Source organism: Vibrio sp. JCM 18905, assembly GCF_055393305.1.
The window spans coordinates 1,092,456-1,116,535 of record NZ_AP043880.1 but is presented as its reverse complement, the minus strand read 5'-3'; the positions used below and the strand labels follow the sequence as shown (position 1 = coordinate 1,116,535).

The following is a 24,080-nucleotide window of genomic DNA, read 5'->3' as shown; positions in this document are numbered from 1 at the left end:
CTTTTTATTAAATTCTGTGTCGACCTAACAGCGAGTGTGACAACGTCGTGCCATCGACAAGCTCAAGTTCTCCGCCGACAGGCACACCATGCGCGATGCGGCTGGCATCAACTTGGTGTTCTTTACATAGCTCTGCGATGTAATGTGCAGTGGCTTCGCCTTCAACCGTCGGGTTTGTTGCCAAAATCACTTCGGCTATATCACCGCGACGTAAGCGGTAATCAAGCACATCCAGTCCAATATCACTTGGACCAATACCGTCTAGTGGTGACAAATGTCCCATAAGAACAAAGTATCGACCAGAATACTGGCCCGTTGCTTCGACTGCAGCAATGTCTGCCGGGCTTTCTACCACACAAATTTGACCATTTTCTTGGCGTTTTGGGTTAGTACAAATATGACAGACTTCTTCTTCGGTGAAGGTTCGACACTCAGTACAATGACCGATTTCTGTCATTGCCTGGCTAAGCGCATCTGCAAGTTGCAAACCGCCTTTTCTATCGCGCTGTAACAAATGAAAGGCCATACGCTGCGCCGACTTGGGGCCAACCCCAGGTAGACAACGTAAGGCCTCCATCAATTGCTCCAGCATATGACTGGTACGCATTAAAAGTCCGCTTAATTAAATATCAGCAGATTAGAATGGCATTTTCATACCTGGTGGTAGTTGCATACCGCCAGTTACAGAAGCCATTTTCTCTTTTTGAGTTTCTTCAACACGACGGGCCGCATCGTTGAACGCCGCAGCGATCAAATCTTCAAGCATTTCTTTGTCGTCTTCCATCAAACTTTCATCGATGTCAACACGACGTACGCTGTGACTACCAGTGATAGTAACTTTAACTAGGCCAGCACCAGACTCGCCAGTTACTTCCATATTCGCGATTTCTTCTTGAAGCTTTTGCATGCGATCTTGCATTTGCTGGGCTTGCTTCATTAGGTTGCCCATACCGCCTTTACCAAACATGTTTATCTCTCTGGTTTAATGAGGTGTTGCATCAATTAATGGGGTTATACTTTTGGGTTTTCAACCCCATTCCATTCGATTATTAGATAGGGCGCACACTATCTTTATCAAGCTCTGCAGCAAAACGACGTTCAATAAATTGAACATTTGGATCGTTTTCTAAACTGTTCAGCGCTTGCTGTAATTTCTCTTGATAGAGCCTATCTCTAAGTTCAAGTGGTGTTTCTCCACTCTCCCCTATTTCGATGCTCATGTGGCACTCTTCACCTAACACGGTATTAAGTGCTTTAAGCAATTCGGCTTGAGCTCTATCAGTATTCAAATGAGCTTGGCTGCTTCTCAATAATAACGAAACGGTTGTTCCTTCCTTACTATAATGAGAGTTTAGCGCAAGTTGCTCTACCAGCTTAGGGATCTCCATTAAGCTGATTAGCTTCGCCCATTCATCATGTTCTAACGATTCATCGATGAGCTTTTGTGCCATTTCAGGCGTTTTCTCATGCTCAAGTGCCTGCTTGAGCTGCGTAGGTGTCAGTTTTGTATTCACTTTTGTCTCAACAGGCTTACTTGGACGCCAGCGATACGCTTCCTCAACTTGCGGCTCCGTCGACTTCGGAGCTGAGTTTGGCGACACCTGCGCGGAATTGCCATGCAATTGCGCTACTCGGTCGATAACCGATTCTGGTTGTGCAGATGCCGCTTTAGGCTTTTTTGAGCCACCATTTTGAGGAGTGTTCTGTTGTAGGCCTTGACGCTGAGAACGTAATTGGTGACGTAAACCGCTTAGACCACCGCGCGCCGGTGTTGAAACGCTCTCTTGCACTTGTTGAGGTGGCGTTTCATGCTGCGGCGCTGGGTTTTCGCTCATCGGCGGCGCCATATCATACTGTGGCGGAACCGTCTCATATCCACTCGCGTGATACTCAGGTTGTGAATTGGATGAAGGTTGAGGCGCCACTTGTGGTGTGCTTTGCGCTGGACTCGGCTGCTGAGTTCGAGGAGCAGCTACTGTCTGAGCTGGTGCAGTCTTTGACTGACTGGCACTTTGAGCTGGGGCTGAAGCTGGTTCGCAGTTACTAGAAACAACATTTGCCCCACTGTTATTTGATGGGCGGAACGCCATCATACGCAGCACAATCATTTCCAGACCGACTCGCCCATTTGGCGAGAGAGTCAAATCTTCACGACCTTTCAATGCAATTTGGTAGTAAAGCTGAACGTCTTGCGGACTTAGTGCTTTACTCAACAACTCGATTTTTTCTGCATCTGGCTGCGCTCGGTCTAGCGACGCTGGCAGCGCTTGATACATCGCAATTCGATGAAGCTGTGTTGCGACTTGCTGCAACAAACCATCCCACTCAACACCATTTGCTGCTAATTGCTGGATTTTATCCATGGCTTGTTGAGGTTGCTTGCTGCTGATTGACTCTAGTAAGTGAATCGCTTGGTCGGTATCAATCGTCCCCAACATGTGGCTGACAATATCAGTTTGCACCGCACCGTTACCTAAAGCAATTGCTTGATCGGTCAAGCTGAGAGCATCACGCATACTGCCATCTGCAGCATGTGAAATCATACCCAGTGCTTTTGGTTCTGCCGATACTTGCTCTTGACCCAAAATGTAGTCAAGTTGCTGATGAATATCATCAACGCTGATCGGTTTGAGATGGAACTGTAGACAACGCGACAATATAGTAACTGGCAGCTTTTGTGGATCGGTTGTCGCGAGTAAGAACTTCACATACTCTGGCGGCTCTTCCAGGGTTTTCAACAACGCATTGAAAGAGTGACGCGATAGCATGTGTACCTCATCGATGAGGTACACTTTAAAACGTCCACGAGCAGGTTTGTATTGAACGTTGTCTAACAGTTCGCGAGTGTCTTCAACTTTAGTACGTGATGCCGCATCGATTTCAAGAAGATCGACAAAGCGACCTTCATCAATTTCACGACAAGTATCGCACTTACCACAAGGTGTCGCGGTAATACCGGTTTCGCAGTTCAAGCCTTTGGCAAACAACCTACCGATACTCGTTTTACCCACACCACGAGTCCCGCTGAGCAGATAAGCATGGTGTAAACGGTTTTGCGCCAGTGCGTTTTCCAACGCCGTCAGGACATGTTTTTGTCCGACAACTTGGTCAAACTGATTAGGACGCCATTTTCGCGCTAAAGCTAAATAACTCATTGAATGTATTAATGTCCTTCAAAATCGCAAATGCTGTATACGTTTAGACCTAGTGCTTCTAAACGTTTATCACCACCGATTTCTGGTAGGTTGATAACGAACGCAGCGTGCTCAACTTCACCGCCCAGTTGGCGAATCAGCTTAGTCGTCGCTTCAATAGTACCGCCCGTTGCCAATAAATCGTCGACAACCAGTACTTTGTCGCCTTCAACGATGGCATCTGTATGGATTTCCAGTGTATCAACGCCGTATTCAAGCTCATAAGATTGAGCAACAGTAGGACGTGGTAGCTTGCCTGGTTTACGCACTGGTACAAAACCAACACCTAGCTCAAGCGCTAAAGGCGCACCAAATAAAAAGCCACGAGCTTCCGTACCCACAACCTTGGTAAAGCCCATATCTTTGTAACGTTCAACAAGAAGGTTGATCGTCGCTTGGTATGCTTTTGCGTCTTCAAGAAGGCTCGTCACATCACGAAATAGAATGCCTGGCTTTGGGTAGTCTTGGATGCTTTTGATGCTAGATTTGATCAGTGAAATTGTTTCTGTAGTCATAATACCGATTTACTTAGATTGGCTCATCGCCCTCTCTAATCGCAGTATCACGAGGGCAACGAACAATAGGTTTTCACCACTATGTGCTTATTTTCGTAACAGTCACAGGCGCTGAAAATACAAACGCCCACTCGAAGAGCGGGCACACTATTCTCTACAATCTTAGTGATTTTCTTCTCTGTCAGCAACCAACTCAATCACAGGCAGACGCATAAACCAGCCGAGTAAAACGATTAGCATCACTAAAAGACCAATTTTCACCCAAACAAGGGGAACAACAACGATTGAAACCATGAAACTAAGTGCAATAAAAATGGCGCCACGCTGTTTTACTTTTGAAGTAACAGCCCGGTGCTTATGCCAATTATCGAGAATCGGTCCAAACGTTTTGTGGTTATGTAGCCAATGATGAAATGCGGGGCTACCACGCATAAAACATGCACTAGCAATTAGAATGAAAGGAGTGGTGGGTAAAAGCGGAAGGGCTATGCCGGCAATGCCGAGCACAATACAGAGTCCACCAACGGTATTGAAAAAGTAACGCTTAATACGAATGGTGAACTCCGGTACAAAATAGCTAGATTAAAAGCCTGCGTAACCATTCATTACACGAAGCCAGGTTAGCGTTGCAGGTAGTGTTGGAATTAAAAGTACTGCAATGAAACCTAAAAAGTAAAAAATATTATAAGGCTCTTTAAAATCTTTGTCTGCCATGATGTATCTTCTCACTAGTTGACTTTGCTTCTCCCAAGGCACAGCGTTAAATTATCGTTGCACAAATGGGTCATTATTGTTTTAGGCGTTGACTATACCTTAAACAGCCAAATCTAAACACCAGCAAAAAGTAAGGTTATTGTTCGGGCATTTGTTGTTTTTTGTGGTTCTAAAAAGACAATAAGCAGCGCCGAGACGCTGCTTATTGTGTTATGAAGTCAGAATTATACCAGTCTTGATTTCCGGGCAATATTTAAGCTAAAACTTGAAGAGCCTAAACAACCGATGGATAACTGACCAGCAACACCTAGCGGTAAATCTCGGGTTATGAAGTTTTTCATACTTCCTGCCCCTAAACAGTTACCTGCCGCGATATGTTGATTAGTATTTCCGTCAGACCAATGGCTATCTAAACCCGCAGGCAGGATAGAAACGGAGGACGAAGCCAGATCAGCGACACCAAATACAGCATTAACCGCACCAGCACACTCTGAACACTCGATTCCTTTTTCAATGATCCCTACCATATCCTTCAGATCAGCACTGAAACTCTTCAAATTACGCAGGTAATCGTCAAACAAAGCCCTAACAAGCAATGTCGTCGCGACACCATCATTACTCTGGGAAGCAGAGTCAACGAGATAGAACGCAAATTGCCCATTCATTAACCAACGATAATCGAACACCAGTGGCATAACGTCCGTCGATTGCAATAAACGGTATGAGCAGCGCCAATCACCTTGAGAAGCATCTTTCTCTGGCAATAGAGCATGCAGTAAATCTCTTGCAGCACTCGGGTTCTGCTGCAAATACTCTAGATGCCAGTGAAGCTCTTGCTCATCTGGGATTTCGCCACCGTCATCGACTCGGAACCACTGACTTGAAAAGTCTCGCTGTTCTGAGAAATGGCTATCGGTATCTTCGAGCGTATTGTCTATCGCCTGAGATAGGTGCTCATAATTACCTATCGGTTTAGGAAGAAAATCTTTAATACCAAATCGCAACGCTTTCGCGACATCGGACATTTCATCCGTGCCGGATACCACGATAAGCGGCAAGTATGGATATTCAAGACTGACTTCTTCGACGAATTCAATGCCATCTAATACCGGCATCGATAAATCACACAAGATAAGATCGGGTTGGCATTCCCTGAGTTGTTGAAGCGCCTCTAGGCCGTTTTCAGCTTCTACTACTTTAAAACCCTGACTTTCTAAATAAGCATTGGTTACTTTACGAAATATTGGATCATCATCCACCAACATAATTAGTTTTTGATTAACCACTTCCTGTGCCGAGACCATTGCCGTTTGACTGTGAGTCTTAAACATACCTTTACACCTCACAAAGCTAAGTCAAAAAACAGATTTATTATTAAGTCATTATTTTTGTTGTGTTTACATCCGGCGAAACGTTGCGCAGCAAGACTTGAGGCCGTTCCGCCTTGTTATAAAACGTAGCTTGAAAACGGCGTTTATACAAATATTACGGGGTATAACAGTATTTACTCAAACAGGGTTGCTGTGTTCAAATGATGCAACATGTTGACTTAAAGCAAGCTTTGATCACAAAGTTAATTATAAATTAGCCGTAATCGGTAATTTAATGTGTCTGGAAATATGAAATTAGATGACTTAAACCTGTTTCGACTGGTTGTCGAAAATGGGAGCTACACCGCAACTTCGCGAAAAACCATGATCCCGGTTGCGACCATCACCCGACGCATTCAAGCGCTAGAAGACTCTGTCAATCTTCGACTGTTGAACCGTCACGCTCGCAAACTCTCGCTTACAGAAGCCGGGGAACGTTTTTACCATGAGTGCTCTCCTTTGCTACAAAGGCTAACCACGGCAGCAGAGGAAATCACTGACGACTGCCGAGGAGCATCAGGCAAGATTAAGATATCGGCGCCTTATAACTTAACTAAGCGCATGATGATGCCGATGTTCAACAGCTTTATGAAGCAGTATCCGGACATCAATATCGAACTAACGACAGAAAATAATGCAGACAAGCTTGACCCTACTGAATGGGATGTCATTTTTCGAGTGGGGCCCCAACGTGATTCTAGCCTGATCGCACGTAAGATTGGCGAAGTGAAGGACATTCTTGTCGCAAGTCCTGACTACCTTGCCTCGAATCCGGCACCAAACCACGCAGAAGAGCTCTCTAACCATTCATTGCTAAAAGGCTACCCTCTTATTAAGTGGACCTTAATTAATAGCAAAGGCGAGTCTGTCGTAAACGTTGATCGTGGTCGCTTTCAGGCGAATGCACTAAATGTAGTACGCAGTGCTTGTTCCGAAGGTTTAGGCATCACGCTAATGCCAGATGTCATGATCAAAGAATACATCGAAAGCGGCGATTTGGTACGCATACTGCCAGATTGGAGTGCAAACCCGCGCGACATTTATATGCTTTACAACCACAAAGATCACCTGCCAGAGAAAGTTCGTCTCTTTATCGACTTTGTGATCGCTTACAACATTCACTAATTCGATAGCGAATACAAAAAACCAGAGCCGGAGCTCTGGTTTTTTTTACGCCTCAAGAAAACGCCTATTATGCGCCTTCGTTATGCAGCTCTAGGTTTGCTAAATCCTGTTGGATTTCAAGTTGTGTTTTCGCATCATCGTTACGAAGACCATCTAAGAAGTCTAGGTATTGTTGGTCAATATCACCCGTTACGTATTCGCCGTTAAACACGGATGTATCGAACTGAGTAATATCTTGGTTTCCAAGACCGACTGCCTCAACCAAGTCTTCTAGACGTTGATAAATCAATGCATCAGCACCAATCTGCTTACAAATTGTATCGTTGTCACGGCCATGAGCAATAAGCTCGGTAGCACTTGGCATATCAATGCCGTACACGTTCGGGAATCGAACTTCTGGTGCTGCTGATACCATGTACACTTTCTTCGCACCAGAATCACGTGCCATTTCGATGATTTGTTCTGACGTAGTACCACGAACGATAGAGTCATCCACCAGCAACACATTCTTATCTTTGAACTCCGAACGAATTGCGTTCAACTTGCGACGTACAGATTTCTTACGTTGTTGCTGACCAGGCATGATAAACGTACGTCCCACGTAACGGTTTTTCACGAAGCCTTGGCGGTAAGGGATATCGATCGCTTGAGCGATTTGAAGTGCGATATCACATGAAGTTTCAGGGATAGGAATAACGACATCAATATCAAGATTTGCGTAGTCTTCACGAATACGTTCGCCTAACTTTTTACCCATTTCAACGCGAGCACTGTATACCGAAATTTTATCGATGAACGAGTCTGGACGAGCAAAATACACGAACTCGAAAATACAAGGGTTCAGCTTAGGATTGTCTGCACACTGCTTCGTGTACAGTTCACCGTCAAACGTTGCGTAGATCGCCTCACCAGGTGCAACATCACGAACAAAATCAAAACCGACGGCATCCAATGCTACCGACTCAGACGCAACCATGTACTCCGCTCTGCCATTAACTTCACGCTTACCTAAACATAGAGGGCGAATACCGTGTGGGTCACGAAACGCAATCATACCATGACCGATAATCATGGCAGTCACAGCGTAAGCACCACGAATTGTGCGATGCACATTGGTGACTGCGCGGAATACGTCTTCTGTCGTGACATTTCCTTTTACTGAGTCAATTTCGTGCGCCAGTACATTTAGTAATACTTCGGAGTCTGAAGTGGTATTGATATGACGGCGATCTTTTTCAAACAGCTTTTGACGAACTTCGTTAGCGTTGGTCAAGTTGCCATTGTGGGCAAGTGTAATACCGAAAGGAGAGTTTACGTAGAAAGGTTGAGCTTCTGAAGCGCTTGAACTGCCTGCTGTTGGGTAACGAACATGACCAATTCCGACCTCGCCTTGCAGGCGCTGCATATGTCTTGCTTCAAATACATCCTTGACTAAACCGTTCGCCTTGCGCAGACGAAAACGATTGCTTTCTATGGTACAAATACCAGCGGCATCTTGGCCACGATGCTGTAACACCGTTAACGCGTCATAAATAGACTGGTTTACAGGCGTTGTGCCCACGATTCCAACAATACCACACATGTCCTAATCCTCGATTTGCGACAGTAGCTGGCACTACTAGATAGTGCCAGACAGAAAACTTGATGTTGCTTGTAAATGCTCGAAGAATGGGGCGATGATACGGCTGAACTCAGGGATCAACTGTGAATCTTTCCACCAATCCGAGCTTGGGAATGCAGTAAACGCATCCATAAAAAACAGCACCGCAGAAACAATTAAGACTCCGCGTAGACCACCAAATACAATCCCAAGAATTCGGTCCGTACCTGATAGCCCTGTTTTTTGTACCAGTTGACCAATGACATAATTCACCACTGCACCAACTACCAAGGTCGCGACAAATAAAGCCGCAATCGCCGCTCCGTTACGAAACATGTCATCTTCGATGTTGGTGAAGTACACCGCCAATTTGGCGTAGTAGTTGCTGGAGATAAAAAACGCTCCAAACCAAATCACCAAAGACAAAGCTTCTTTAGCAAAACCGCGAACTAAACTGATCAGAGCTGAAAATCCGATCACACCTAAAATGATAAAATCTATCCAATTCATGTTTTCTTCATCTTAAGTTGGCGCGCATTTTAACAGAAAAAATGCTGACGCAAACGTTTTCTTATGGATTTAATGGCTTAAATTTAAGCAATTGACCTTTTGAGCCTGTAATTTTTTGTAATTCCTCGACTTGTCGTTCAAGTTTACTTTTTGACACATCAGGACCAACAATCACTCTCGTAAACTCGTTTTCTTTCTTTGTATGAGCTTGATAGCCACGCTTTTGCAAATCAGCGACAAGCGCGACCGCATTTTCGTGATTCTTAAGCGCCATCAACTGAATGATCCAAGCAGAATCTTCATATTGATTTTTTTCTTGCACAGGACGAGTGGCCACCTCAACTTGCTCTGGCTGTTTGATGACCTCTGGTTTAGGCGTCGGCGTTGGGTCAGGCTCAGAAGCAGCCACCTGGGCACCCTCTTGCTCCTGCACCACCGCTTCAACTGGAGAGTCCGGTAACGCTATATCGTCTTCCACTGGCTCTAATATTTCGAAGTTTTCCACATCACTATCAAGTTCAGGTTTGATAGGAATACTGGCAAATTCTTCTTTGTAGTGCAGTTTCTTACCATCTAGCACATCGGGAAGAACAATCACTCCGACTGCGACTAGAATGATGGTGCCGACTAAACGACTTTGGAATTTACTTGCCATCAAAATACCTTTGCTTATTTATTCTTTGATTGCCAATGTTCCAATACCTCTCCGACAGTATGGAATGAACCAACCACCAGAATGACGTCTTCTTGCTTTGCGTGGCTTCTTGCATTCTCAAAGGCGTCAACAGGGTTTTCAAAATGAACTTGCCCATCAGGTAAGTATTGGCACAACTCTCTAGCAGTCGCCGCTCTCGGTCCGGTTAGCGACGCTGGATACCATTGTGTTGCAATTGGAGTTAGCGCTTCAATGGTTGCTTTAATGTCTTTGTCATGCAGCATCGCGACCACAATATGGATATTCTTACCCAAATATTGGTGCTTCACTTTCTCTACCAAATACTCAGCAGAGTGCGGGTTGTGCGCGACATCAAGGATTATCTCTGGCTCGAGATGCAATATCTGCATGCGCCCTGCCAGGCGAGCATTATTCAAGCCATTGACAATGTTTATGTCAGTGATTTGCAATTCCGATGCTCCTAACGCCATCAATGCTGTTGCCGCATTTTGTAGCGGTAACGATGGAACAGGTAAATCCTCTAACGCAAATGCACCACTGCTCCACTTCCAACCATTATTAGTTAGTTGGTAATCATACTGAATACCAACTTGGAAGAACTCAGAGCCAATATCGTCAGCATGAGCCGCCACGGTCGCTGGTGGCGTCGGTTGACCACAAATTGCTGGCTTCCCTGAACGGTAAATGCCCGCTTTTTCAAAACCAATAACATTGATGTCATCACCAAGCCAATCCACATGATCGATCGCTAAGCTCGTAATAACAGAAACATCATGGTCAACAACGTTGGTGGCGTCTAGACGGCCGCCAAGTCCTACTTCAAGTAAGACAACGTCAACTTTCTCTACTTGGAAAATACGTAGCGCAGCAAGCGTACCGAATTCAAAGAGGCTAAGGCTAACATCACCACGCTGCTTTTCTACATAATCGAATGCTTCACAGTGCTTTGCATCTACAACGTCAACGCCATTAATGCGTACACGCTCGTTGTAACGAATCAGGTGCGGAGAACTGTAAACACCGACTGAATAGCCAGCATCAAGTAAAATGGCTTCCATTAACGCACACGTTGAGCCTTTGCCATTGGTTCCGGCAACGGTGATTACGGTTGGAGCTGGTTTGGTAAGATTGGCTTTGTTTGCTACCGCTTGGACACGGTCTAAGCCTAGATCAATTGCTGAGGAATGAATATTTGCTAAATAATCAAGCCACATCTCTAATGAAGATGTGGCTTGAGGAATTGGGTTTTGGGTCATCTAACTTTAACCATTAAATTCTTTGGTTTTTATGTTAGTTGATACTTTACCCTTTTTCGTCCGCTTCTGGTACAGAATATGGCTCTTCATTTGGAGATTCGTTAACCGAAACCACCAAAGGAGACTTGTGGTTAGTCATCTTAGCGATTAGACCACCCACACGCTGACGCATTTCACGACGGTCAACGATCATATCAATCGCACCGTGATCAAGCAGGAACTCACTACGCTGGAAACCTTCAGGAAGATCTTCACGCACTGTTTGCTCGATAACACGACGACCAGCAAAGCCAATCAGCGCCTTAGGTTCACCGATGTTGATATCACCCAACATAGCCAAACTTGCTGATACACCACCCATTGTAGGGTCAGTTAGAACCGAAATAAACGGCAGACCTTTTTCTGATAGACGCTCAAGCGCAGCACTGGTTTTTGCCATTTGCATAAGAGACATCAATGCCTCTTGCATACGAGCGCCACCACTTGCTGAGAAACAAACAAGTGCACAATTGTTTTCAATTGCTGCATCCACCGCTTTTACGAAGCGAGCACCAACAACTGAACCCATTGAACCGCCCATAAAGGAGAATTCAAACGCACACGCCACAAGGGGTAGACCAAGCAGTTCACCTTGCATCACAACTAGCGCATCTTTCTCTCCGCTGTTTTTTTGTGCTGCAGAGATACGCTCTTTGTATCGCTTAGAATCTTTAAATTTCAGTTTATCCTGTGGCTCAAGTTCGGTACCTAATTCAACTCGATTGCCTTCATCTAAAAACGTTTCCAAACGACGACGCGCTTTCATGCGCATGTGATGGTTACACTTTGGACAAACTTCTAGGTTACGCTCTAGTTCAGCATGGTATAAAACCTGTTCACAAGAGGTACATTTAGTCCACACACCTTCTGGGATAGAAGCTTTGCGTGAACTTACTAGGTTGCTTTTCTCTAAAATCTTTTCAAGCCAACTCATGGAAGACCTTTTCTCTCAACTCTTCCGCTTCATTGCGAAAGATATAAATTCGACATAATACCGACGGATTAAACCATATCTTGCAGCTACTGTAGATAAAAAACTGGTTGTACCTATTTTTGATATCATAAATAGCGTATGTTTTCCGCTCACATTCAATGTAAACACTACCGATATTTTGAAATAAGTTTGTAAAATTAGTTCAAATTATCTGGCAAAAACAGTGGGCCGATCGGCACTTCAGGTAACCCAAATTCTTCTGGATAGTCTACATCTACCAGGTACAGACCTTCCGCTTTCGCTGTCGCACCCGCTAGTTTGCGATCTTTAGCCTCTAGCAACCATTTGATCCATTCAGGACTCTCTTCACCACGTCCAACCTTTATCAAGCTACCCGTGATGTTACGAACCATATGATGCACGAACGCATTGGCTTTAATATCAATAACCACATAGTTCCCATGGCGCGTAACGTTCAGATGCATCAAGTTTCGAAATGGGCTACGAGACTGACAATGCGCCGCACGAAACGACGTAAAATCATTTTCACCAAGCAGATACTGCCCTGCCTCATGCATTTTTTTCTCGTCGAGCTCACCATGATAGTGGCTCACACCAGAGTTTAAGATGCCAGGTCGTAAAGCATGATTGAAAATAATGTAACGATAACGGCGCGCTGTCGCTGAGAATCGTGCATGGAAATCATCTGGGACTTCCTTAGCCCAACGAACCGCTATATCACTCGGCATGTTCGCGTTTGCGCCCATGGTCCAAGCTACCATTTTTCGAGTAACGTTGGTATCAAAGTGCACAACTTGTCCTGTGCCATGCACGCCAGCGTCTGTCCGACCAGCACACTGCACTTCAACTGGGTGATTAGCAATAACGGACAATGCTTTCTCTAGCTCTTCTTGGACACTTTTCACTTCTCTTTGGCGCTGCCAACCAAAGTAGTTTGTACCGTTGTACTCGATACCTAATGCGATTCTCATCTTAACCTTCGAACTCTAAAATGGGGCGGGAAGTATATACTCAAGTCACCTCAAGTTGCCAGTTTCAACAAGGATGACGTAGAGGTAGCATCATACTAGCGAGACACAAAAAGGGTAGCCAACGCTACCCTTTTCGATTTATCGGCCATTAATGGCATCAATCAGGCTCTTTGCTTCGCGGCGAATATCATCTTCACCGTAAACAATCGCCTCTTCTAGTAGCTTTATCGCCCCTTGAGAATCGTTCATCTCGAGATAGATTTTAGCAAGGTCCAGTTTTCCAGCAGCTTCAGCGTTGCTATCTACGTCAACATCGCCAATCTCACCGATAACATCTGGAAACTCGTTCAATCCGACATCAAGCTTCAGATCTTCCTCTTCGAACTCACCACCTTCTTTATCGACCTGAGCCATCAATTCATCAATCGTCATAAATTGATTTTTCTTCGGGTCAAAGTCATCCAAGTCACTTTGCTCTGCCCAGTTTTCTTGCGCGATCTCTGGCTGACTTAGTGCGTCACTCGAATTCCAAACATCACGCTGGTCCTCAGGCACATCTTCCGTAGAACTTACGCTATCGGCAGCGGGTTTAAAGCCATCCCAATCATCTCCAACATCAAGCATGGTTTCAAAATCCATACCTGCGCTTGCGATGGTATCACTGTCTAACTGACCTTCAAACACCTCTGAACTTGCGTCTTCAGCAAGAAGGTTAGCCATTGAAGATTCATCATCTAAGTCACTTAGCGGCTCACCCTCTGTCGCCGTTGGCTGCACTTCTGGTTCAGTATCAAAACCGTTTTGCTGCGCAAAGACTTCAAACAAAGCATCATGATCGTTATCGGCTTGAAGAGTTGGTCTCGATGTCTCAGCTTCAACATTAGGAGTCTCTGGCGCACTCTCATTCATTGATGCGAGAACATCTTCCTCATTGAACTCAGGAAGATCTTGGTCGTCAAAACTTAGCTCTTCATCCTCACCGGAGATTGGTTCTATATCTGCGGTTTCAGAACTCGGTAATTCTGGCTCTTCTTCCATAGACGCCAATGCATCTTCTTCACTGAATTCTGGCAGTTCGAGTTCATCAAAATCGAACTCTTCTTCTGCTTCAGTAGCCGACTCAGCTTCAGAGCGCTCAGGCTCGATAGATTCTGGTTCATCTAACGCAGATTCGTCCGCCATGGACGCCAATGCATCCTCTTCACTAAACTCTGGCAGTTCGAGTTCATCGAAATCGAACTCTTCTTCTGCTTCAGTCGCCGACTCAGCTTCAGAGCGCTCAGGCTCGATAGATTCTGGGTCATCTAACGTAGGTTCGCCGGCCATGGAAGCCAATGCATCCTCTTCACTGAACTCTGGCAGTTCGAGTTCATCGAAATCGAACTCTTCTTCTGCTTCAGTAGCCGACTCAGCTTCAGAGCGCTCAGGCTCGATAGACTCTGATTCATCTAACGCAGGTTCGTCGGCCATAGACGCCAATGCGTCCTCTTCGCTGAACTCTGGTAGATCGAGTTCATCAAAATTGAACTCTTCTTCTGCATTGGTGGCCGAATCAGTTTCAGAGCGCTCAGGCTCGACAGGCTCTGGTTCATCAAACGCAGGTTCGTCGGCCATGGATGCCAGTGCATCTTCTTCACTGAACTCTGGTAGTTCGAGTTCATCAAAATTGAACTCTTCTTCTGCATTGGTGGCCGACTCAGTTTCTGATGCTAGTTCTGAACTTTCTGGCTCACTTTTGTTACCCGAGTTTTGTTCTTGTTCTGGTTGAGTTTCACTTTCTAGTTCAGGCTCATCCAGTAGCCAATCTTCTTCTTGTGGAACACCAAATTCATTTTCTACTGTATTTGGTGTCGGAGTGAACGCTGGAGCGTCTTCTACTGTCTCAACTTGAGGCGGCACTTTAGCATCAGGCTCTACTGATGCATCTTGCGTTGACTTAGAATTGGCATCCTCTTCTTGTTGTGGCGAAGATTCCTCTATCTCAGCTTGCGGCTCTTCAACTTGTTGTTGCGCTAAATCATCTTCAGTATCAAATAGCGCATCCAGTTCAGCAGAAAAGTCCGCGTTTTCTTGCTCTGTAGGCTGAAGCTCTTCACTGTCTGACTCAAACAAGTCGTCTAGCTCGCTCATTAAAGGATCGTTCTCTGGTGAGAGATCCTCTAAATCACCAAGAAACTCATCGCTGCTAAATGGCTCTGAATCAGTTTCTGGCTCGGTTAATGGTTGCTCTGGCGCTGTTTGTTGTGGGTCTGGTTGACTGTCACTTAATAAAGCGTCGATGTCCAAACCAGACTCAATTTCCGGCTCTTCATGAGCGGGCTCTGACTCGGCTATTGAAGATGGTTTTTCGTCGTCTGGTTCGCCAAAACCAAGAGAAGCGAGTAACTCTTCCTCTTCCGATTTAGTCTGTGCAGGGCTTTCGTCCTCTCGAATCAGATCATCAAACGGGTCTAACTCAGTCTCAGTTCCTGTCTCTTCATCAAGTTCTGGTGTGACGTCATCAATGAGTTCATCCAGTAAATCTGTGCTATCTGCATCTAACTCTTCAATCGAGTCATCACCTTCAAAACCAGAGAGTGCTTCTAGCTCATTCAGTGGGTCAAACTCGTCGTCTGTTTCATCTTCGTCAAAATCGATCAGTTCATCGAGTAAGTCCGTACTGTTTTCATCTAGAACGGCGTCTTCGCTGGCGTCACCTTCAACTTCTGTCGGCTCAGTAACAGGCTGCTCGTATTGAGCTAATAGCTTATCGATATCGTCATCAGATGCCTCTCCTGCGCTGAAATCATCATCCGATACGGGCTGTTTTAGTTCAGGTTCATCGGTATCTAGGTCGAAGTCGTCATTGCCAAGTTCCGCAAACAAGTCATCAAGCATATCCTGATCGACAGTGTCACTTGGTAACTCTTCTGACGGCTCATCTGCTGCAAGTAGTTCCGCAAACGCGTCGTCTGAAAGCGAGTCTGCTTTCTCGTTCGTATCATCTGAAAGATCGAAGCCAGCCTCATCGTCATCGAGCACTTCTAATTCTGGAGCAACCTCATCTAAGGCTCGCTCCATCTCTTCTAAACCAAGCGCTTTTTCTTCGCCGTTAACTTGGATACCATTGTTTGATGACTCAAACTCATCCAGACCAACATCCAGATCGCCATCATCACCGATACCCGCAAATGGGTCATCGTCCCCTTCTAGATTGAAATCAAGTTCTTCATCGTCAAGGTTGGCAAAGACGTCTTCTTCTAAATCTGGCTTCTCTTCTTGTGTAGCCTGAGTATTTATATCTTCATCTGCGAACAACTCATCATCAAGTGTGAGTTCTTCATCCAGCTCGTCCGTCGCCGCTAAACCAATTGGCGCAGCTAATGGATCGGTTTCCTGCGGCGATTGCGCAGCAGGCTCTTCCTCTTTGTTTTTAGAACGGCGACCAAGCAACATCACAACCAACAGTGCCAGCAATGCACCTGGAATAAGCGCCGCTAAGCCAACAAGCCAACCATTAGACAAAATCTTGTCAATTGTACTTGGCTGCATGCGTTGTTGCTCAGCAAGGCGCTGGCGCTCTTCAGCAAGCAGTTTCTCGACTTCCGAGCGAATGCGTTCTTCGTCATTCAGCTCATTTTTCAAGGTTTCAACTTCGCTTTGCACTTCTGACAACATTAAGCGAAGACGATGGTTCTTCTCTTCCAATGACTCTAATTCACTTTGTGAGCCTTGAAGTTTATCTTTTAACGCACTGACCTGCTTTTCACCCTGCGGAGAGGTGTTCACAGGTGGCGCAGGAATAACTGGTATTGTTTTTTGAACCGGTTTTGGTTCCGCAGCTACAGTGGTTTCTGGTTTAGAAGCAACAGGATTGGGTTCTACTTTTATTTGTGGCTTTGGTTGCTCGGTGACGCGTTGCGCTGGCGTGGCTCTATTTGTCGGCTTCGGCTGTTTTAACTTAGCCTCGTGCGCCTTCATGATCGCAACAGCTTGCTCTGTAGTCGCGCTTTGCACTTGCTCTAGAGACGGTACTCGTAGTCGACTCCCTGGAATCAACTCATGAATGTTTTGGTTCTCAAACGCTTGAGGGTTAATTCGATAAATGGCAAGAAGCGTTTGTTGAACGGTAACACCGCGTGAAGGTCTTAATTCTGAAGCGATCGACCATAGTGTTTGATTTTCACCAGTCGGACCAAAGAAACGTGACGGCTGAGTATTTGCAGGAGGAGCAGGTAATGCTCGCTCAATATCTTCAGCATAGCTCGGAGATGATTGCACTTCACCAGACGGTCCAACAAGACGAATTCCTTCGGCTTGAACCACTGATGATGTCTGAGTCGCGCTCATCAACACAAGGGCTGCTAACAAACGCTTATAATTTTGACGCATAGAAGGCTCAGTTTTGTGCTAAATACAATTTGAAATGGTGATCGGTTAAATATATCGGATATCACATGCAAAACTATAGCGTTGAGAATAAAAAATGTGTGGCTCTCGCCATATTCGTACTAATCTCACACTATTTTGTTCCGTTCGTACAAAAAAGCCTCGCACAGTGCGAGGCTTTGAAATGAACTGTAAGTGACTTAGTAGTAATCGCGGATCAGGACTTCAGCGATTTGTACCGCGTTAGTTGCTGCGCCTTTACGCACGTTATCCGCCACAACCCACAAGTTTACACCACTGTGGTGGCTGATATCGTTGCGGATACGACCAACCATAACATGATCTTTACCACCCGCATCACGCACTTGTGTCGGGAAGTCATCACCGTGGAAGACTTCGATACCGTCAGTTTGCTCAAGCAAGTTAACGACTTCTTGTGCATCGATTGGAGAGCGAGTCTCAATGTGAAGCGCTTCAGCATGACCATAGAATACCGGCACACGCACACACGTTGGGTTTACTGTGATTGATGGATCGTTAAAGATCTTCTGTGTTTCCCACACCATTTTCATTTCTTCTTTGGTGTAGCCATTTTCCATCATCTGATCGATTTGCGGAATACAGTTAAACGCAATCTGTTGAGAGAATTGCTTCTTATCCGCTGGCAGACCGTTTAGAAGCTTAGCCGTTTGACCTGCTAGTTCGTCAATGCCCGCTTTACCCGCACCAGATACGGATTGGTATGTAGATACGTTAATACGCTCAATACCCACTGCATCGTGAATTGGTTTTAGTGCCACCAGCATTTGAATGGTCGAACAGTTTGGGTTCGCAATAATGTTACGGTTACGAAACTCTGCAATCGCTTCTGGGTTTACTTCTGGCACAACGAGAGGAATGTCGTACTCGTAACGGAAGTGTGAAGTGTTGTCGATAACGATAACACCTTCATCTGCCGCGATTGGCGCCCATTTTTCAGATAGCTCACCACCAGCAGAGAACAACGCAATATGAGCTTGAGACCAATCAAACTCTTCAACGTTCTGTACACGAACCGTTTTGCCATTAAAGCGATAAGTCTTGCCTTCGCTACGCTCACTTGCCAATAAGTGAATGTCACCCACTGGGAATTTACGTTCTTGAAGCACTTCTAAAATTGTTTCACCGACCGCACCGGTCGCACCTAAAATGGCAACATTATATTGCTGGCTCATTGACTTACCTCAATCTGAAAACCTAGTTCTGCTAATGGAGCAAGGTTACATGTTTTGTTACCCACTAGCGTGACAGCGCTGTATTCACGGCGATCCCAGTAGTTTTTACGCATCAGGTCAAAAGCACCTGGCTTACTGATCTCACGACGGAAAAGAGCGTCATCTCTACGCACATCATAGATTAACTGCGTGATGTTATGCAGTGTTGCTTCATCCCAAGCTCTGTCCAATACCATAGTAGGAACAGGCGCGGTTGGCAGTAAATCGCTGGCATGCGCACGTAATTCGTTATTTAAGAACTCACAGTAGCTGTTGAAAATCATCGTCGTACCGCGAGCTTTCCCTTCCAAGCCGTAGCCTGCAACGTGAGGGGTTGCGAATGCTAGCAGAGGCAGAAGCTCCATATCAACCTCTGGTTCAAATTCAAATACGTCAAGCGCTGCGGTAAAACCGTCGTTTTTCAAAAGACGTTGCTTCAATGCCTCGTTATCAACGATTGGACCTCGCGCGGCGTTAATCAAAATCTGATCACCACGAAGCGAGTTTAAAACCGTTTCATCAATTAAGTGATGAGTTGGATATGGACCATCTCTGGTGATTGGCGTGTGCAGCGTAATGATGTCTGAGCCTTCAATCAGTTCTGTCAACGGAGTAAAGCTACGAGGATCACCAGCCTCTTGTTTGAATGGGTCATTGATGAGAACTTTAATCCCCATGCCTTTCAAACATTTCTCTAGGTAGCTACCTACTTGGCCTGCACCAATAATACCTACCGTCTTGTCAAATACCGAGAAGCCTTGTTGCTGAGCGAGCACCATCATCACGCTGAACGCGTATTCCGCCACACCCACTTTGTTACAACCCGGCGCAGCGGTGAAGAATATACCTTTCTCTTTTAAAAGCGCTTGGTCGACATGATCCATACCTGCTGTTGCGGTACCAACAAACTTTAGCTTGTTTGCTTTGCTGATTAGATCGGCATTCACTTTGGTTACCGAGCGAATCATTAGGGCATCAACATCCACTAAATCATCAGCCGTCAGTGTACGACCTGGTTTTAGAATCACTTCACCGAGTTGGCTGAATAGCTCTTCAGCGTACGGCATATTTTCATCAACAATAATTTTCATAGCGCCAGCGTTTTAACATCCATTTGTATGAGTTCGTTTATTCGCAAGATGCGAAACTAAAACGATTGTGCCCTTTTCCCGAAAAATCTCAAGAAATAACCCTAATAAACCTCAAGGAGATTGGCTCCAAAGAAATCGTTTAACGGGAAGCAACGTAAAAAGCAGAAATTGAGAAAAGAAAAAGCCCGGCTAAATAGCCGGGCAAAGTTCCAGAACAAAAGGATCCTATCCCGCTCTCCATGGGATAGAGTCTGCGTCTGTTCGATCAGTGTGACTGATCAAGCTCTGGAAACTGGATTGTTGACGCTGTTCTCACTCACGTGGCGCGCCAACAAATTCAGTTAACCTTGGTACTTTTTAATAACCAAAGTTGCGTTTGTGCCGCCAAAGCCAAAGCTGTTTGACATTACGGTTGTTAACTCTGCATCACGTGCTTCTGTCACGATGTCCAGACCTTGAGCTGCTTCGTCCAAGTTTTCAATATTGATGCTTGGAGCAATGAAGTTTTTGTCTAGCATAAGTGTTGAGTAAATCGCTTCGTGCACACCAGCGGCGCCTAGTGCGTGACCAGTCATTGCTTTTGTTGCAGAGATTGCTGGGCTGTTCTCACCAAACAATTGTTGGATCGCACCAAGCTCTTTCACGTCACCAACTGGTGTCGACGTGCCGTGCGTGTTGATGTAATCCACACCGTCAACGTCTTGCATCGCCATCTTCATACAACGGATCGCGCCTTCTCCTGATGGTGCTACCATGTCGTAGCCATCTGAAGTCGCACCGTAACCTACGATCTCACCGTAGATTTTCGCGCCACGTGCTAGAGCGTGCTCAAGTTCTTCGATAACCAGCATGCCGCCACCGCCAGAGATAACGAAACCATCACGGTCCGCATCATACGTACGAGATGCTTTGTCTGGAGTGTCGTTGTATTTCGTTGACAGCGCACCCATGGCGTCAAACATCATGGTTTGAGACCAATCAAGCTCTTCACCGCCACCCGCAAAAACAATGTCTTGTTTACCAAGTTGAATAAGCTCCATCGCGTGACCGATACAGTGTGCAGAGGTAGCACATGCAGAGCTCATTGAGTAGTTCACACCACGAATCTTAAATGGCGTAGCAAGACAAGCGGAAACCGTAGAAGACATAGTACGAGGAACCATGTAAGGGCCAACTCGTTTTACGCCTTTTGCGCGCATCGTGTCTGTCGCTACCGTTTGGTTATATGCAGAAGCACCGCCAGAACCCGCAACGATACCGGTACGATCGTTTGAAACCTGATCCTCTGTAAGACCAGCGTCTGCGATTGCCTGCTCCATTGATAGGTATGCATAAGCAGCCGCATCACCCATAAAGCGCATCTGCTTACGGTCGATGTGTTCCGCCGGGTTGATTTTTAGGTCACCCCATACTTGCGAACGAAGACCGTGTTCTTTGAACTGCTCAGATGCAGTGATGCCAGATTTGCCCGCTTTAAGAGACGCTAGAACTTCTTCGACGTTGTTACCGATACTTGAAACAATACCCATACCGGTGATTACGACTCGTTTCATTATGACATTCCTATAATTCAAAAATCCGCTAGATGATAACTAAGATAGTCAACAAAAGTGGTCAGCTTTCCCATAAATTCGTACAATCGCCCCATTCTTACCGCGCCAAATCACAAATTTGCACCATTATGACTTCAATAAAAAACGCAGAACTTGGTTGGAACGAAGCTGGTACTCCGGTTTCAGACCAATTTGATGATGTTTACTTCTCTAACGTAAACGGTCTTGAAGAGACACGCTACGTTTTCTTAAAACAAAATCATCTCCCAGAAAGATGGCAGGAATTTGACCAAAGACGTTTTGTCATTGGTGAAACAGGATTTGGCACGGGATTAAACTTCTTAGCAGTATGCCAGTGGTTTAGTGAGTTTCGTCGTCAGCATCCAGACGCAGCATTGAAAGAGCTGCATTTTATTAGCTTTGAAAAATACCCGCTAAGCCAAGCGGATTTAAAGAAGGCGCATGAAGCTTGGCCTGAGCTAGCTGAGTACGCGGAAAAGTTACAAAAGCACTACCCTGTCGCCGTACCTGAGTGTCACCGCATTGTGCTTGAAGATGGCGCAATTACACTCGACCTTTGGTTTGGCGACATCAAAGACTGCATGCCGCAAGTCCCATACAACGAGCAAGGTTTGATTGACGCTTGGTTTTTAGATGGATTCGCGCCAAGTAAAAACCCAGAAATGTGGAACCAAAATCTGTTCAACAACATGGCTAAGTTAGCCAAGCAAGACTGTACAGTTGCCACTTTTACCGCAGCGGGCTTTGTGCGTCGAGGATTGAACGAAGCAGGCTTTGCAATGAAAAAAGTCAAAGGCTTTGGCACCAAGCGAGAAATGATCGCAGGTTCGATGGAACAACGTGAAAAGCAGTCGAACCATCTCCCTTGGTTCAATCGCACAGCATCTAGCAATCTTGATTCGATTGCTATCATTGGTGGTGGTATAGCCAGCGCGGCGTTAGCGAAAACGTTGGTTCGTCGTGGCCAAAACGTCACGCTTTACTGTAAAGACACTCAACCAGCCGAAGGAGCGTCGGGTAATCGTCAAGGGGCCGTGTATCCCTTGTTGAACGGTCCTCATACTGGTGTTTCGCGTGTGTTTGCGCCTGCATTTTTGTTTGCAAGACAATTTATTGAACAAGCTGCGAAGTCGGTTACATTCGATCACGATTGGTGTGGTGTAACTCAGCTAATGTGGGATGAAAAATCTGCTGATAAGCTGGAAAAGATGCTTGCGGGTAATTTTCCTTCTGAATTGATTCAAAAACTGTCCGCCGAGGAAACTGCGAATACTATCGGATTACCTATCGATATGTCGTCTGTGCACTATCCTATGGGAGGGTGGTTGTGCCCTGCCGAGCTAACGCGTGGGTTAATCAAACAATTAGAACAGACATCGTTACTCTCAACGAAGTTTGAACATCACGTTGAAGCATTAAATTGGGATGAAGACCATCAGCTTTGGACACTAACGGTCAATGGTCAAACATTTGAGCACTCAACCGTTGTGGTTGCGAATGGCCATGAGTTCCAAACATTGAGCCAAACCGCTTCCCTGCCGATGGGACAGGTGAAAGGGCAAGTCAGTCATGCTCCGGCAACCGAAACTCTGAGTCAATTGAAAACGGTATTGTGTTACGACGGCTACATGACGCCTGTTAACCCAAACAATCAGCACCTGTGTATAGGCGCGAGCTACGATCGCAGTCACCTAGACTACGAATTTGATGAAAACGCTCAGAAGGATAACGCAGAAAAACTAGTTAAGTGCGTACCGAATCAAGAATGGCCAAAAGAGGTAGATATCAGTGGCAATCGATCTCGCCAAGGTATTCGCTGCGTGAGCCGAGATCACTTACCATTTGTCGGAAATGTGGGTGACTTTGAGACGATAAAAACGCAATACGCCAACTTACAAAATCAAAAAGCAGAAGAGGTAGAAACCGTTCATCAGTTCACTAACCTATTCTGCTTCTTAGGTTTAGGATCTCGTGGGCTGAGCTCTGCACCATTGTTAGCTGAAGTGTTGGCCTCGCAAATCTGTGGAGACCCGCTGCCATTACCTGTTGATGTATTGACCGAACTTCATCCAAGTCGAATGTGGGTTCGTAAACTAAGAAAAGGCAAAGCCATTACTGAGCTGTAAGAGTATTCTCTCGTTTACATTCCCGACGCAGGTATGTGTCGGGAATCGCTAACTCATTAAGTCACTCGTGTTGAAATTACTTCAGCTGTGCAATTGCCTGTTTCACTTGCTCTGCTACTTCCGGATTTACCGCCTCACCAGACTCCACATCAAAGTTCTCGTAGAAGCTCGGCACAGATAGCGATGCTTTCACATCTGCTCCGAAAAATTGCGCGGAACCTGTTGCCGCCGCAAGAACGCTCTGTGCGCCACCCGGGCCAGGAGAAGTTGCTAAGTAAACGACCGGCTTGTTTTGAAATACGTTGCGCTCAATGCGCGTCGCCCAATCAAACAGGTTTTTATACGCTGCTGGGTATGAGCCGTTATGCTCTGCGAAGGAAACAACAATAGCGTCAGCCTCAGCCAAATCACGTAAAAATGCGACAGCACCTTCAGCTTGACCAATTTCTTTCTCTTTGTCTTCGCTAAACATCGGTACTTGATAATTGTTTAAGTCTAAAACGTTCACTTGAGCGTCTTCGACTTGGTTTGCTGCGTAAGTAGCAAGTAGTTTATTGATTGAGGTAGAGCTGGTAGAAGCACCAAATGCGACAATTTTCATGGTTGTAATCCTTTGTTCACGTTTTATGCTAACCAGAATAAAAGTTGAACAGTTTCGCTACAACCACAAAAATTTTATGGAGAGGTTCGAATTTTTCGAAGTAGTAAATGACTTGGACTAATAAACGGAGAACGACGTTCGG

Annotated in this window: 20 protein-coding genes; 2 read left to right on the top strand and 18 right to left on the bottom strand. The window is 45.6% G+C overall.

Going from position 1 to position 24,080, the window contains the following annotated elements:
* Positions 1–7: 7 nt before the first annotated feature.
* From recR to ACZ5ZC_RS21855, 7 genes are all read right to left on the bottom strand, one after another.
* On the bottom strand, positions 8–607 hold the full coding sequence (recR, locus tag ACZ5ZC_RS21885) for a recombination mediator RecR (protein WP_031780610.1): 600 nt from the start codon (positions 605–607) through the stop codon (positions 8–10).
* A gap of 30 nt (positions 608–637) precedes the next feature.
* A complete protein-coding gene (locus ACZ5ZC_RS21880) occupies positions 638–967 on the bottom strand; it encodes a YbaB/EbfC family nucleoid-associated protein (protein ID WP_005380618.1) in 330 nt (109 codons plus the stop codon).
* Between the two features lie 82 nt (positions 968–1,049).
* Positions 1,050–3,155, bottom strand: a complete 2,106-nt coding sequence (gene dnaX / locus ACZ5ZC_RS21875) for a DNA polymerase III subunit gamma/tau (RefSeq protein ID WP_464932285.1) — start codon at positions 3,153–3,155, stop codon at positions 1,050–1,052.
* A gap of 8 nt (positions 3,156–3,163) precedes the next feature.
* Complete coding sequence (gene apt, locus ACZ5ZC_RS21870; RefSeq protein WP_005380615.1) at positions 3,164–3,709, bottom strand: adenine phosphoribosyltransferase; 546 nt, start codon at positions 3,707–3,709, stop codon at positions 3,164–3,166.
* A gap of 162 nt (positions 3,710–3,871) precedes the next feature.
* On the bottom strand, positions 3,872–4,258 hold the full coding sequence (locus ACZ5ZC_RS21865; protein ID WP_464932388.1) for a YbaN family protein: 387 nt from the start codon (positions 4,256–4,258) through the stop codon (positions 3,872–3,874).
* A 33-nt stretch (positions 4,259–4,291) separates the two neighbouring features.
* Complete coding sequence (locus ACZ5ZC_RS21860; protein WP_005380608.1) at positions 4,292–4,423, bottom strand: hypothetical protein; 132 nt, start codon at positions 4,421–4,423, stop codon at positions 4,292–4,294.
* 224 nt (positions 4,424–4,647) lie between these two features.
* On the bottom strand, positions 4,648–5,754 hold the full coding sequence (locus tag ACZ5ZC_RS21855) for a response regulator (protein ID WP_005397213.1): 1,107 nt from the start codon (positions 5,752–5,754) through the stop codon (positions 4,648–4,650).
* Between the two features lie 288 nt (positions 5,755–6,042).
* On the opposite strand from ACZ5ZC_RS21855, the gene ACZ5ZC_RS21850 reads away from it, so the two are divergent.
* Entirely contained in the window at positions 6,043–6,918 is an 876-nt protein-coding gene (locus ACZ5ZC_RS21850) for a LysR family transcriptional regulator (RefSeq protein WP_005397211.1), read from the top strand.
* Between the two features lie 67 nt (positions 6,919–6,985).
* Here ACZ5ZC_RS21850 and purF read toward each other — a convergent pair whose 3' ends face one another.
* The 10 genes from purF to fabB form a co-directional block, all read right to left on the bottom strand.
* On the bottom strand, positions 6,986–8,500 hold the full coding sequence (purF, locus tag ACZ5ZC_RS21845) for an amidophosphoribosyltransferase (RefSeq protein ID WP_005397209.1): 1,515 nt from the start codon (positions 8,498–8,500) through the stop codon (positions 6,986–6,988).
* A 36-nt stretch (positions 8,501–8,536) separates the two neighbouring features.
* Positions 8,537–9,028, bottom strand: coding sequence for a CvpA family protein (locus ACZ5ZC_RS21840; RefSeq protein WP_005380590.1), 492 nt, complete (start codon positions 9,026–9,028; stop codon positions 8,537–8,539).
* A 61-nt stretch (positions 9,029–9,089) separates the two neighbouring features.
* Complete coding sequence (locus ACZ5ZC_RS21835; RefSeq protein ID WP_054868013.1) at positions 9,090–9,683, bottom strand: SPOR domain-containing protein; 594 nt, start codon at positions 9,681–9,683, stop codon at positions 9,090–9,092.
* A gap of 14 nt (positions 9,684–9,697) precedes the next feature.
* Positions 9,698–10,960: a bifunctional tetrahydrofolate synthase/dihydrofolate synthase gene (gene folC / locus ACZ5ZC_RS21830; RefSeq protein WP_464932284.1), complete on the bottom strand. Its 1,263-nt coding sequence runs from the start codon at positions 10,958–10,960 to the stop codon at positions 9,698–9,700.
* 46 nt (positions 10,961–11,006) lie between these two features.
* Positions 11,007–11,933, bottom strand: a complete 927-nt coding sequence (gene accD, locus ACZ5ZC_RS21825) for an acetyl-CoA carboxylase, carboxyltransferase subunit beta (protein WP_005397203.1) — start codon at positions 11,931–11,933, stop codon at positions 11,007–11,009.
* A gap of 197 nt (positions 11,934–12,130) precedes the next feature.
* Entirely contained in the window at positions 12,131–12,925 is a 795-nt protein-coding gene (truA, locus tag ACZ5ZC_RS21820) for a tRNA pseudouridine(38-40) synthase TruA (protein WP_005397196.1), read from the bottom strand.
* 138 nt (positions 12,926–13,063) lie between these two features.
* The gene (locus ACZ5ZC_RS21815; protein ID WP_464932283.1) at positions 13,064–17,296 is read right to left on the bottom strand and encodes a FimV/HubP family polar landmark protein; all 4,233 of its coding nucleotides are present in this window, start codon (positions 17,294–17,296) and stop codon (positions 13,064–13,066) included.
* 197 nt (positions 17,297–17,493) lie between these two features.
* Positions 17,494–18,507, bottom strand: a complete 1,014-nt coding sequence (locus ACZ5ZC_RS21810; RefSeq protein ID WP_005397941.1) for an aspartate-semialdehyde dehydrogenase — start codon at positions 18,505–18,507, stop codon at positions 17,494–17,496.
* On the bottom strand, positions 18,504–19,637 hold the full coding sequence (locus ACZ5ZC_RS21805; protein ID WP_237284102.1) for a 4-phosphoerythronate dehydrogenase: 1,134 nt from the start codon (positions 19,635–19,637) through the stop codon (positions 18,504–18,506). Before ACZ5ZC_RS21805 ends, ACZ5ZC_RS21810 begins: the two co-directional genes overlap by 4 nt.
* Before the next feature lie 341 nt (positions 19,638–19,978).
* On the bottom strand, positions 19,979–21,190 hold the full coding sequence (gene fabB, locus ACZ5ZC_RS21800; protein ID WP_006741726.1) for a beta-ketoacyl-ACP synthase I: 1,212 nt from the start codon (positions 21,188–21,190) through the stop codon (positions 19,979–19,981).
* Between the two features lie 128 nt (positions 21,191–21,318).
* On the opposite strand from fabB, the gene mnmC reads away from it, so the two are divergent.
* Positions 21,319–23,337, top strand: a complete 2,019-nt coding sequence (gene mnmC, locus ACZ5ZC_RS21795) for a bifunctional tRNA (5-methylaminomethyl-2-thiouridine)(34)-methyltransferase MnmC2/FAD-dependent 5-carboxymethylaminomethyl-2-thiouridine(34) oxidoreductase MnmC1 (RefSeq protein ID WP_464932281.1) — start codon at positions 21,319–21,321, stop codon at positions 23,335–23,337.
* A 76-nt stretch (positions 23,338–23,413) separates the two neighbouring features.
* Here the strand turns inward: mnmC and ACZ5ZC_RS21790 are convergent, their stop codons facing one another.
* Positions 23,414–23,938: an NADPH-dependent FMN reductase gene (locus ACZ5ZC_RS21790; RefSeq protein ID WP_053808780.1), complete on the bottom strand. Its 525-nt coding sequence runs from the start codon at positions 23,936–23,938 to the stop codon at positions 23,414–23,416.
* Positions 23,939–24,080: the final 142 nt, after the last annotated feature.

What these genes read in the sequence shown, in the direction of transcription:
- recR (WP_031780610.1), bottom strand. Translation starts at nt 607, where the DNA reads ATGCGTACCAGTCATATGCTGGAGCAATTGATGGAGGCCTTACGTTGT.
- ACZ5ZC_RS21880 (WP_005380618.1), bottom strand. Translation starts at nt 967, where the DNA reads ATGTTTGGTAAAGGCGGTATGGGCAACCTAATGAAGCAAGCCCAGCAA.
- dnaX (WP_464932285.1), bottom strand. Translation starts at nt 3,155, where the DNA reads ATGAGTTATTTAGCTTTAGCGCGAAAATGGCGTCCTAATCAGTTTGAC.
- apt (WP_005380615.1), bottom strand. Translation starts at nt 3,709, where the DNA reads ATGACTACAGAAACAATTTCACTGATCAAATCTAGCATCAAAAGCATC.
- ACZ5ZC_RS21860 (WP_005380608.1), bottom strand. Translation starts at nt 4,423, where the DNA reads ATGGCAGACAAAGATTTTAAAGAGCCTTATAATATTTTTTACTTTTTA.
- ACZ5ZC_RS21855 (WP_005397213.1), bottom strand. Translation starts at nt 5,754, where the DNA reads ATGTTTAAGACTCACAGTCAAACGGCAATGGTCTCGGCACAGGAAGTG.
- ACZ5ZC_RS21850 (WP_005397211.1), top strand. Translation starts at nt 6,043, where the DNA reads ATGAAATTAGATGACTTAAACCTGTTTCGACTGGTTGTCGAAAATGGG.
- purF (WP_005397209.1), bottom strand. Translation starts at nt 8,500, where the DNA reads ATGTGTGGTATTGTTGGAATCGTGGGCACAACGCCTGTAAACCAGTCT.
- ACZ5ZC_RS21840 (WP_005380590.1), bottom strand. Translation starts at nt 9,028, where the DNA reads ATGAATTGGATAGATTTTATCATTTTAGGTGTGATCGGATTTTCAGCT.
- ACZ5ZC_RS21835 (WP_054868013.1), bottom strand. Translation starts at nt 9,683, where the DNA reads ATGGCAAGTAAATTCCAAAGTCGTTTAGTCGGCACCATCATTCTAGTC.
- folC (WP_464932284.1), bottom strand. Translation starts at nt 10,960, where the DNA reads ATGACCCAAAACCCAATTCCTCAAGCCACATCTTCATTAGAGATGTGG.
- accD (WP_005397203.1), bottom strand. Translation starts at nt 11,933, where the DNA reads ATGAGTTGGCTTGAAAAGATTTTAGAGAAAAGCAACCTAGTAAGTTCA.
- truA (WP_005397196.1), bottom strand. Translation starts at nt 12,925, where the DNA reads ATGAGAATCGCATTAGGTATCGAGTACAACGGTACAAACTACTTTGGT.
- ACZ5ZC_RS21815 (WP_464932283.1), bottom strand. Translation starts at nt 17,296, where the DNA reads ATGCGTCAAAATTATAAGCGTTTGTTAGCAGCCCTTGTGTTGATGAGC.
- ACZ5ZC_RS21810 (WP_005397941.1), bottom strand. Translation starts at nt 18,507, where the DNA reads ATGAGCCAGCAATATAATGTTGCCATTTTAGGTGCGACCGGTGCGGTC.
- ACZ5ZC_RS21805 (WP_237284102.1), bottom strand. Translation starts at nt 19,637, where the DNA reads ATGAAAATTATTGTTGATGAAAATATGCCGTACGCTGAAGAGCTATTC.
- fabB (WP_006741726.1), bottom strand. Translation starts at nt 21,190, where the DNA reads ATGAAACGAGTCGTAATCACCGGTATGGGTATTGTTTCAAGTATCGGT.
- mnmC (WP_464932281.1), top strand. Translation starts at nt 21,319, where the DNA reads ATGACTTCAATAAAAAACGCAGAACTTGGTTGGAACGAAGCTGGTACT.
- ACZ5ZC_RS21790 (WP_053808780.1), bottom strand. Translation starts at nt 23,938, where the DNA reads ATGAAAATTGTCGCATTTGGTGCTTCTACCAGCTCTACCTCAATCAAT.